The organism is Hydrogenophaga sp., assembly GCF_022844385.1.
Classification (GTDB): domain Bacteria; phylum Pseudomonadota; class Gammaproteobacteria; order Burkholderiales; family Burkholderiaceae_C; genus Hydrogenophaga.
In genome coordinates this window covers 14,691-18,929 of record NZ_JALHLX010000040.1, presented here as the reverse complement: position 1 = coordinate 18,929, position 4,239 = coordinate 14,691, and the positions used below count along the sequence as shown (strand labels likewise).

Here is a 4,239-nt window from a genome sequence, read left to right as displayed (position 1 = left end):
CCCAGTTTGCCGCCGCCGTGGGCACGCCCGATGAAGCCGCGGCCGAGGTGTTGTACCGCCGAGCCACGGTGTCGCCGCGCCGGCGCATCCTGCAGCGTTTCAGCGCGCACCCCGAGGGCATCCGCTTTCTCGTTGATGTGCGTGCCGAGATGCAGTCCCACCTCAAGGGGGACAAACGATTGCAGGCGCTGGACGTGGAGATGGAGTACATGTTCTCCACCTGGTTCGACGTGGGCTTTCTGGAGCTGCGCCGCATCAGCTGGGATTCACCGGCCTCGCTGGTGGAAAAGCTCATCAAGTACGAAGCGGTGCACGACATCCGCAGCTGGGCCGACGTGAAGAACCGGCTCGATGGCGACCGGCGCTGCTACGGCTTTTTCCATCCGCGCCTGCCAGAGGAGCCGCTGATCTTTGTCGAGGTCGCGCTCATGAACGAGATTGCAGACTGCATCACGCCACTGCTGGACGAAGAGGCCGCGCCGGTCGACATTGCCAAGGCCAACACCGCCGTTTTCTATTCGATCAGCAACACCCAGAACGGGCTGCGTGGTGTGAGCTTTGGCGATTCGCTCATCAAGCGCGTGGTCGAGACGCTGCACCAGGAGTTTCCCAGGCTCAAGGTGTTCGTGACGCTCTCGCCCATACCGGGACTGCGCGCCTGGCTCAACAAGAACGCACCCGCAGAACTGCTCAAAAGTTGGGAGAACCTGGAGCAGCTCACCGAGTCCGCGCCCGAGCGCAAGACCCTGCTGGGCTGGGCCGCGCGCTACCTGGGCAAGGAAATGCAGGGCGGCAAGCCGCTGGACCCGGTGGCGCGTTTCCACCTCGGCAACGGCGCGAGGGTTGAGCGCCTGAACTGGGCAGGCGATCCGTCGAACAAAGGTTCCAAACAATCGTATGGCTTGATGGTCAATTACCTCTATGACCTTAAACGCCTGGAGAAACACCGCGCCTGGCTGGCGCAGGGAAAGATCCCGATAGCCGCAGCGATCGAAGACCTGTACCTTTGACGCTGTTTTTTTCAAAACCACAGGAGACAAAAAACATGACCGACAACTTCAATCGCAGGGATGTCCTGCGCGCTGCCGTCGCGGGCGCCGCCGTTTTTGGTACCGGCACTGCGGCCTACGCCCAGTCCACCTGGCCCACCAAGCCGGTGACGATGATCGTGCCGTTCCCCGCTGGCGGCGGCACCGATGCGTTTGCCCGCCCCATGGCCGCGCAGTTCACGCGTCTGGCAGGCAAGAGCCTGGTGATCGACAACCGTGGCGGTGCTGGCGGCACGCTGGGTGCCGGCATCGCGGCCAAGGCCGTGCCCGATGGTTACACCCTGTTCATGGGCGCGGTGCACCACACCATCGCTCCGAGCATGTATCCCCGCCTCGACTACAACATCGAGACCGACCTGATCCCGCTGATCCTGGTGGCCAGCGTGCCGCAGGTGCTGGTGGTCAACCCCAAGAACATCCCGGGCGCCGGCTTCAAGGAGTTCATGGCGCAGGTCAAGGCCAACCCCGGCAAGCTCAACTACGGCTCGGCCGGTGGCGGCACCTCGCACCACCTCGCGGGTGAGCTGTTCAAGCAGCAGTCCAACACCTTCATCACGCACATCCCCTACCGCGGCGCAGGCCCCGCGCTCAACGACTTGATCGCCGGTCAGGTCGACATGATGTTCGACGGTCTGGGTTCATCGGCGGGCCACATCAAGGGTGGGCGCATCAAGGCGCTGATGGTCTCGGGCCCCAAGCGCAACCCGGCCTTCCCCGACGTGCCTTGCGCCGCCGAACTCGGCATGCCCGACTACAACGTGACCACCTGGTACGGCGTGTGGGCGCCCAAGGGCACACCGGCCGATGCCCAGGCTCGTGCGATCGAAGAGATCCGCAAGGCGGTGAGCACCGACGAAGCCAAGGCGGTGTGGGCCAACCAGGGCGCCGAGTTCGCCAACGTGAGCGGTGCGCAGTTTGACGCCTTCGTCAAGGGTGAAGTGCGCAAGTGGGCCGCCGTGGTCAAGGCATCGGGCGCCAAGCTGGACTGATCAGTTGACCTCTGTGAGCGGACGAGTCCACCTGACCATGCATGGTCAGGTGGCGCAAGTGACCCTTTCTCATCCGGGAAAGTTCAACGCCATGTCGCGCGCGATGTGGCGTGAACTCAAGGCAGTCTTCGAGGACTTGCAGGGCAGAGCCGACATACGCTGCGTGATCGTGGCTGGCGAGAGCGGTCATTTTTGCGCGGGTGGCGACATTGCCGAGTACCCCGACTTCCGATTCGACGAGGTCGCCTTGCGCGCTTTTCATGAAGACGAAGTGTGGGGTGGCCTGGGTGCGATGCTCGCGTGTGACCTGCCGCTGCTCGCGCAGATCGAAGGCAACTGCATGGGCGCCGGGGTGGAGATGGCCAGCTGTTGCGACATTCGCGTGGCCTCGGCCGGCGCGCGCTTCGGCGCCCCCATCGCCAAGCTGGGTTTTCCCATGGCGCCGCGCGAGACCGCGCTCGTGGCCCGCGAAGCCGGTGCAGCGACCGCACGCGAAATGCTGCTGGAGGCTGCGGTGTTCGACGCCACCGAGATGAAGGCGCGCGGCTTCCTGAACACCGTGCTGCCCGACGGCACGCTCACCAGCGCCGTGCTGGCGCGTGCGCAGCGCATCGTTGCGTTGTCGCCGCAGGCCGCGCGGCTCAACAAACAGGCCTTGCGGGCCACGCAGGGCGCTGCGGCTCCAACGGGAGACGGTGCCTTCCGCTACGCCGACAGCGCCGAACACCGCGAGGGCATCACGGCTTTTCTGGCCAAACGGCCTGCAGTCTTCTGATTTTTTTGTCACACCACTTTGCTGACCAGAACATGGACAACTCCAACCTCTTTGCCGCCCTGCGCGCGGCCTTCCCGCAAGATCTTGACCGCGTGGCCATCGAGACCGACGACGGTCTGCACTACTCCTGGCGCGACCTCGACCGCGCCTCGGCCATGGTGGCCAACCTGCTCGATTCGCTGGCGCTGCCGAGCGCCTCGCGCGTGGCCGTGCAGGTGGAAAAGTCGGTCGAAGCGCTGGTCCTGTATCTCGCCACGCTGCGCGCGGGCCATGTGTTTTTGCCGCTCAACACCGCCTACCAGAGCGCGGAGATCGAGTACTTCATCGGCAACGCCGAGCCTGCGGTGGTGGTGTGCAGCCCGGGCCAGTTTGGCTGGGTCAGCAAGATCGCGTTCACCGCCGGCACGCGCCACGTGTTCACGCTGGGCGACGACCGCACCGGCAGCCTGCTGGAGCGTGCCGCCCACATGAGCGATCGTCACACGCCCGTCGTTCGGAAGGACGACGACCTCGCCGCCATCCTCTACACCAGCGGCACCACCGGCCGCAGCAAGGGTGCCATGCTCACGCACGGCAACCTGCGCAGCAACGCAGAAGTCCTCAAGACCTACTGGGGCTGGCGTCCCGACGATGTGTTGATCCACGCGCTGCCGATCTTCCACGTGCACGGCCTGTTCGTGGCCATCCACGGCGCGCTGATCAACGGCAGCAAGATGTTCTGGATGTCGAAGTTCGACCCGAAGCTGGCGATTGCCAAGTTTTCCGAAGCCACGGTGTTCATGGGCGTGCCCACGCTGTACACCCGCATGCTGGCCGAGCCCACACTCACGGCGCAGCAGGCGGCACACATGCGTTTGTTCATCTCGGGGTCGGCGCCCTTGTTGATCGAAACGTTCAACGACTGGAAGGCCCGCACGGGTCACACCATCCTGGAACGCTACGGCATGAGCGAGACTGCCATGCTGACCTCCAACCCCTGCACTGCCGACGCGCGCCATGGCGGCGCCACCGAGCGGCGCGGCGGCACGGTGGGTTTCCCGTTGCCGGGTGTGGAGTTGCGTGTGATGGGTGACGACGGCAACCTGGTGCAGACGGGCGAGATCGGCGGCATTCAGGTGCGCGGGCCCAACATCTTCAAGGGTTACTGGCGCATGCCGGAGAAGACTGCCGAAGAATTCACCGCCGACGGATTTTTCAAGACCGGCGACGTGGGTCGCATTGACGAGCGGGGCTACGTGAACATCGTGGGCCGCAGCAAGGACCTGATCATTTCGGGCGGCTACAACGTGTACCCGGCCGAGATCGAGGGCTACATCAACGAGATGCCGGGTGTGGTCGAGAGCGCGGTGATCGGTGTGCCGCATCCCGACTTTGGTGAGGTGGGTGTGGCTTTGTTGATTGCCAAGCCGGGTGCGCAGGTGGACGC

Annotated in this window: 4 protein-coding genes; all 4 read left to right on the top strand. The window is 64.7% G+C overall.

Annotation, left to right across the window (positions count from 1 at the left end):
* Positions 1-1,010 (top strand): malonyl-CoA decarboxylase domain-containing protein (locus tag Q0C59_RS09435; RefSeq protein ID WP_291214433.1); only part of this gene is annotated, 1,010 nt, incomplete at its 5' end.
* A 35-nt stretch (positions 1,011-1,045) separates the two neighbouring features.
* Positions 1,046-2,038, top strand: coding sequence for a tripartite tricarboxylate transporter substrate binding protein (locus Q0C59_RS09430; protein WP_291214431.1), 993 nt, complete (start codon positions 1,046-1,048; stop codon positions 2,036-2,038).
* Between the two features lie 13 nt (positions 2,039-2,051).
* The gene (locus Q0C59_RS09425; RefSeq protein WP_407066552.1) at positions 2,052-2,813 is read left to right on the top strand and encodes an enoyl-CoA hydratase/isomerase family protein; all 762 of its coding nucleotides are present in this window, start codon (positions 2,052-2,054) and stop codon (positions 2,811-2,813) included.
* A gap of 32 nt (positions 2,814-2,845) precedes the next feature.
* Positions 2,846-4,239 (top strand): malonyl-CoA synthase (locus tag Q0C59_RS09420; protein WP_291214429.1); only part of this gene is annotated, 1,394 nt, incomplete at its 3' end.